This window comes from Longimicrobiaceae bacterium (assembly GCA_035936415.1).
In the GTDB taxonomy this organism is placed as follows: domain Bacteria; phylum Gemmatimonadota; class Gemmatimonadetes; order Longimicrobiales; family Longimicrobiaceae; genus JAFAYN01.
In genome coordinates this window covers 1-6,090 of sequence record DASYWD010000326.1, presented here as the reverse complement: position 1 = coordinate 6,090, position 6,090 = coordinate 1, and the positions used below count along the sequence as shown (strand labels likewise).

Below are 6,090 nucleotides of genomic sequence, written 5' to 3'. Positions count from 1 at the left end.
GACCGGGGTGACTGCGCGGGCTCACACAAACGCACCGCCTGCTGAGCCTCCCCCCGCCTCCCGGTCACCACCTCCGGTTGCCCCGGAATCGATAGGACGCCCCATGGCCTTCGAGCTGCAGGCGATCATCTCGACACCTGCTAGCTGCCCCGATCCTGGGCCGTCGCGCGTCTACCGGTTCGCGAGGATGCCGGCGAACGACCGCCCCCGTAGCTCCTCGCCGGTGAGGCCCGTCTCTTCCAGCACTTCGGCTTCGGAGAAGGCGCCGCAGCCGACCCCGCGCAGGAAGTAGTTGAGCAGCGCCTGCCCCGCGTGCGGGTCGTCGAAGGCGTCGCCCGCCTGCGCCGCCTTCGCCAGGAAGCCGCGGAGGCGCTGCGCGGCCGCGTCGCGCCCGGCGAGGAAGAACGCGAACACCGCGGCGTAGCGGGTGGGGAGCTGCGCGGGGTAGAGGTCCCACCCCTGGTAGAAGCCGTGGACGAGCGAGTGCCGCACGTCGTCGAAGTGCATCCGCCAGGCGCGGTGAACGGCCTCGCGGTTCTCGCGCCGCTCCCCGTCCGTGGGTGATGGACCTTCGTGCACCGGGACGGGGAGCCCGGCGGTCGAGCCGTCCGAGAGCCACACCCCGGTCCCCGCGAACGCCACCTGCATCACGTGCCGCGCGAAGTCGCAGGCCGGGTGCCGCATTCCCTGGTGGGCCGCCGTGATCCCCACCCCCGAGGTGTAGTCGTACGTGCCGAAGTGCGCCGCCGCCAGGCGTCCGCGCGCAGCGTCCAGGAAGCCCGGCAGCGGCACCCTCCCGTCCGCCCCGATCACCGCCTGCGGCACCTCCACCATCAGCTCGAAGCGGAGCGTCCCCTCCGCCAGCCCCCACCGCGCCTCCAGCGTCTCCAGCACGTCGGCGAAGAAGGCCGCCTGCTCCGGGATGGTGACCTTCGGCACGGTGAAGAGGAGGCCGGGGGGGAGCCGCCCGCCCGCCGCCTCCAGCAGACGGGCCAGGAACAGGTCCAGCGTGCGGACGCTCCGCTCCCGCGTCTCCTCTGCCAGCGACTTCAGCCGCAGCCCGACGTACGCGGGGAGCGTCCCGGCCTCCATCCCCCGGGCCACCTCCTCCGCCGCGGACACCGCGGTCGCGTCCTCCTCCGCGTCCGGCCGGACGCCGTATCCGTCCTCGAAGTCCAGCCGGAAGTCCTCCACCGGCTCGCGCTCCAGCTTCTCCACGACCCGCGCGTAGAGCTCCTCCGCGCCTTTCCCCCCTTCGATCCCGAGCGCCCCCGCGAAGTCCTCCGGCGACGGCGCGTACTCCCGCAGCGCGGCCAGCGCCAGCTCCCCGTGCCGGGCCGCGGAGTCGTGCCGGAAGAGGTGGGCGCCCGCGTACACCGTGTGCACCGGCTGCCGCAGCGCCGATTCGCCGGGGTAGCGCGCCGCGAACGCCAGGTTCGCCGTCCGGAGCCGCGCCGCCGCCGCCTCCAGCCCCGCACGCCCGGGCGCGCGACTCATGTCCACGCCCCCGTCACCGCGCTCCCGCGGCCACGCACTTTCGCACTCACGCACTCACCCACTTTCGCACTCCCCCACTTCCGTTCCTCACCCGTTGTAGATGATCCCCTTCTGCGCGCGGTACATCTCCAGAACCGCGTTCGCCTCCTCCCGGAGCACGCCGTGCACGATCTCGATCCCGCGCGCCTCCAGGTACGCGTGCGACTCGGGGAAGACGGGCCCCTCCTCGAAGTTCAGGCGCCGCGCGTCGTCGCGGTGCGCGCCGCAGACCACGCGGGTGACGCCGCTCCAGAGCGTCGCGCCCAGGCACATGGCGCACGGCTCGCACGAGGTCACCAGCTCGTACGCGGGGCCGTCCGCCGAGCGGAGGGTGAAGCTGCCGAGCCGCGCCTGCGCCATCATGAAGGCCACCATCTCGCCGTGGAGCGTGCAGTTGTTCAGGCGCACCACGCTGTTCATCCCCACCGCCACGAGCGCGCCGCTCTCCGCCTCGAAGATCGCCGCGCCGAAGGGGCCGCCCGTCCCGCGCACCACGTTCTCGCGCGAGACCTCGATCGCGAGCCTCATCCTCTCCTCGTCGGTGGCGTAGCGCCGGTCCCAGTCGATCAGCGGCGCGACCCAGTCGGGGTAGTCGACCGTGATGGGGGGGATTCGCATCTGGGGCTCTCCGGGGTTGGCGAAGCGGGACGCTGCGCGCAACATACGCCTGGCTACACGGCGATAGGCGATGCCGGCCGATTGCGCTTCGGCGAAAATTCCTTATCTGTTCCTGAGCTTGCCGCGCCGCGGGCGTCGCGGCGTCGTCATCCTCACCACCCCGGGACCGCATGATTCCTGCCGTCGGCCGCAGCGTCTCGCGCAAGGACGGAACCGCCAAGGTGACCGGCGCGGCCAGGTACGTGGACGACCTGCACTTCCCGGGGATGCTGTACGGGCGGACCATCCGCTCCACCATCCCCCGGGGGCGCATCCGCTCCATCCACCTGGACTTCGACCGCGACGGCTTCACCATCGTGGACTACCGGGACATCCCCGGCCCGCGCTGCAACTTCGTGGCTCTGCTCGAAGACGACCAGCCCTTCCTGGTGGCGGAGGAGGTCAACCACTTCGCCGAGCCCATCCTGCTGCTGGCGCACGAGGACCGGGAGCGGCTCCGGGCGGCCCAGGTGCGGATCGAGTACGACGCCGCCGAGCCGGTGCTCGATCCGGAGCGGTCGCCCACAGTGTTCAAGGAGATCCGCATCCGCAAGGGCGAGGCGGACGCGGCCATGGCGCGGGCCGACGTGGTGGTGGAGGGCACCTACCGCACCGGACACCAGGAGCACGTCTACATCGAGCCCAACGGGGTGATCGCCGTCCCCGGGAACGGGACCATGACCGTCTACGGCTCGCTCCAGTGCCCGTATTACGTGCACAAGGCGGTGCGGGTGCTGCTGCAGCTCCCGGACGACCGCGTGCGCGTGGTGCAGACGGAGACGGGAGGCGGGTTCGGAGGGAAGGAGGAGTACCCCAACATCCTCGCCGGGCACGCGTCGCTGCTGGCGCGCAAGTCCGGGCGGCCGGTGAAGATGGTGTACGACCGCGTGGAGGACATGGTCGCCACCACCAAGCGTCACCCCTCCGTCGTCCGGCACCGCACGGGCGTCACGCGCGACGGGCGGCTAGTCGCCATGGAGATCGACGTGCTGATGGACGGGGGCGCGTACGTCACCCTCAGCCCCGTGGTCCTCTCGCGCGGGTGCATCCACGCGGCCGGGCCCTACCGCTGCGACCACACGCGCATCACGGGGCGGGCGGTGATGACCAACACGCCTCCCAACGGGGCGTTCCGCGGCTTCGGGGCGCCGCAGACCCAGTTCGCCATGGAGGTGCACATGGACCGGGTCGCGGAGGCGCTGGGGATGGACCCGGTGCGGCTGCGCGAGGTCAACGCGCTCCGCCCCGGCGACACCAGCGCGACGGGGCAGGTGATGGGCGCGGACTGCAGCGCGCTGGAGGCCCTGCGGGCGGCCGTGGAGCGCTCCGACTACCACCGCAGGCGCGCCGAGTACGCGGGGACCCGCCGGGGGATCGGCGTGTCGCTCTTCTATCACGGCTCGGGCTTCACCGGGAGCGGCGAGATCTACCTGGCGTCGCGGGCCACGCTGGAGGCCACCGAGACCGGCGCGCGCATCCGCGTGGCGAGCGTGGAGATGGGGCAGGGGACGCGGACGATGCACGCCCAGATCGTCGCCGACGCGCTGGGGATCCCGTACGAGCAGGTGGAGGTGGTGCAGCCGGACACCGCGCAGGTCCCCGACAGCGGCCCCACGGTGGCGTCGCGCACCTGCATGGTGGTGGGCAGGATCCTGCAGCAGTGCGCGGAGGAGATGCGCGAGCGGCTGGGGGGCCTGACCCCCGGCGAGTACCTCCGCGAGCACGGCCCGCTCGCCGTCACCCGGCAGTTCGAGAAGCCGGAGGAGATCTCCTGGGACGACACCGAGTACACGGGCGACGCCTACGCCGCCTACGGGTGGGGGTGCGACGTGGCCGAGGTGGAGCTGGACCCGGTCACCTACGAGGCGCGGCCGCTCCGCATGACGATCGTGCACGAGGTCGGCAAGGCGATCCACCCCACCATGGTGGTCGGGCAGATCGAGGGCGGCACGGCGCAGGGGATCGGCTGGGCGCTGAACGAGAACGTGGTGATGCGGGGCGGCGCCATGGCGAACCCCACGCTCACCAACTACACCATCCCCACCACCCTGGACACCCCGCCCATGGACGTGGTGGTGCTGGAGAACCCGAGCGGGTACGGCCCGTTCGGCGCGAAGGGCGTGGGGGAGATGCCGATCGACGGGCCCGCACCGGCGCTGGTAAACGCCATCCGCCACGTCGGGCTGGACCTGCGCTCGATCCCGGCGCTTCCCGAAACCATCATGGAGGTGGCATGCGCTTCACGCTGAACGGGGCGGAGACGGAGGTCGAGGCGCACCCCATGCGCCGCCTGCTGGACGTGCTCCGCGAGGAGTGCGGCCTCACGGGCACCAAGGAGGGGTGCGGCGAAGGGGAGTGCGGCGCCTGCACGGTGCTGCTGGACGGGGCGCCCGTCGTCTCCTGCCTGGTGCCGTTCGGGCAGGTGGACGGCGCCGAGGTGCTGACGATCGAAGGGCTGGGCGGAGACCACCCGCTCCAGCGCGCCTTCGCGGAGTTCAGCGGGGCGCAGTGCGGCATCTGCACGCCGGGGATGATCCTGGCCGCGGCGGCGCTGGGTCCCGACCCGTCGCTGGAGGAGGTCCGCGCCGGGCTGGCCGGGAACCTGTGCCGCTGCACGGGCTACGAGGCCATCTACCGCGCGGTGCTGAACGCATGAGCGCCGCGGCGACGGGGCTGGAGCTGCGCGGCCCGCGCACGCTGGACGAAGCGCTGCGGATGCTCCGGGACGAGGGGCCGCTGGTGCCCCTGGCCGGGTGCACCGACGTGTTCGTCGGCCTCCACTTCGGCACGGAGCCGGCGCGGCGGTTCATGGACCTGTGGGGGCTGGACGAGCTGCGGGGGATCGCGGCCGCGGACGGCGTCCTCCGCCTGGGGACGCTGACCACCTACACGGAGATGGTCCGCTCGGAGGCGGTGCGCGAGTGGCTCCCGGCGCTCGCCGCCGCCGCGCGCGAGGTGGGGGGCGCGCAGATCCAGAACCGCGGCACCCTGGGCGGGAACGTCGCCAACGGCTCCCCCGCCGCGGACACGCTCCCCGTGCTCGCGGCCGCGGACGCAAGTGTGGTGCTGCGCAGCCTCGATGGGGAAAGGCGCGTCCCGGTCACCGGCCTGTACACCGGCTACCGGGCCACGGTCATCCGCCCCGACGAGCTGATCGTCGCGCTGGAGGTCCCGCGCGTCGAGGGGCGCCAGTGGTTCCGGAAGGTGGGGACCCGCGCCGCGCAGGCCATCAGCAAGGTGGTGATGGCCGGGATCCGCGGCCCGGAGCCCCGGATCGCCTTCGGGAGCGTGGCGGCCACGGTGGTGCGGGCGCCGGAGACGGAGCGGTGCCTGGCCTCCGGCGGCTCCGTCGACGAGGCGGAGCGCCTGCTCCGCACGGAGCTCCACCCGATCGACGACGTCCGCTCCACCGCCGCGTACCGGCTGCAGGTCGCCGCGAACCTGCTCCGCCAGTGGTGGGAGGAGACGGCCTGAGCGGACGCGCCCGGATCCTCCCCGCCGGGGGTCGTGGCAACGCACTCCACCCCGCTGGTAACGAAACGATGTCGTCCGCCGCCCCCTGTTCCGGTACACGTTACACCGGCCCACCACCGTCCCCGAACCACCCCTCCCCGCGCGCTCCCCAGGGAAGTCCCCTCCGGCACGAACCCTACCCGCCCGCTCCTCCGCCTCTGGTCCGGAAAATGCCGTCGCTTCCGCCCCCTGCGGGACCGGATCCCCCGGCGCCTCCGGCGTTTCCGATGGATCCGTCCTCCCGTCCACGCCCCATGCAGGCGCCTTTCCGGTGCACCCCCACCTCGAGAGAGGATGATCGGGTCCGCCACCTCACACACGATCCGCACCTCCGGCGAGGCCGATGGCCGCCCGCCCCGCGCACGCGCGGGCCCGGCGGAGCGG

Annotated in this window: 5 protein-coding genes; 3 read left to right on the top strand and 2 right to left on the bottom strand. The window is 72.9% G+C overall.

Translation table 11 applies throughout. The annotated features are described in order from the left end of the window. Nucleotides 1-171 precede the first annotated feature (171 nt). Nucleotides 172-1,497, bottom strand: coding sequence for a hypothetical protein (locus VGR37_13395; GenBank protein ID HEV2148391.1), 1,326 nt, complete (start codon nucleotides 1,495-1,497; stop codon nucleotides 172-174). An 87-nt stretch (nucleotides 1,498-1,584) separates the two neighbouring features. Next, the gene (locus tag VGR37_13390) at nucleotides 1,585-2,154 is read right to left on the bottom strand and encodes a nucleoside deaminase (GenBank protein ID HEV2148390.1); all 570 of its coding nucleotides are present in this window, start codon (nucleotides 2,152-2,154) and stop codon (nucleotides 1,585-1,587) included. Between the two features lie 170 nt (nucleotides 2,155-2,324). Here VGR37_13390 and VGR37_13385 point away from each other — a divergent pair, with 170 nt between their 5' ends. Genes VGR37_13385 through VGR37_13375 form a run of 3 tightly spaced genes read left to right on the top strand, consistent with a single transcriptional unit; the run spans nucleotide 2,325 to nucleotide 5,667 of the window. Continuing rightward, nucleotides 2,325-4,442, top strand: a complete 2,118-nt coding sequence (locus VGR37_13385; GenBank protein HEV2148389.1) for a xanthine dehydrogenase family protein molybdopterin-binding subunit — start codon at nucleotides 2,325-2,327, stop codon at nucleotides 4,440-4,442. Next, on the top strand, nucleotides 4,427-4,849 hold the full coding sequence (locus VGR37_13380; protein HEV2148388.1) for a (2Fe-2S)-binding protein: 423 nt from the start codon (nucleotides 4,427-4,429) through the stop codon (nucleotides 4,847-4,849). Before VGR37_13385 ends, VGR37_13380 begins: the two co-directional genes overlap by 16 nt. After that, the gene (locus VGR37_13375; protein HEV2148387.1) at nucleotides 4,846-5,667 is read left to right on the top strand and encodes an FAD binding domain-containing protein; all 822 of its coding nucleotides are present in this window, start codon (nucleotides 4,846-4,848) and stop codon (nucleotides 5,665-5,667) included. Before VGR37_13380 ends, VGR37_13375 begins: the two co-directional genes overlap by 4 nt. Nucleotides 5,668-6,090 lie beyond the last annotated feature (423 nt).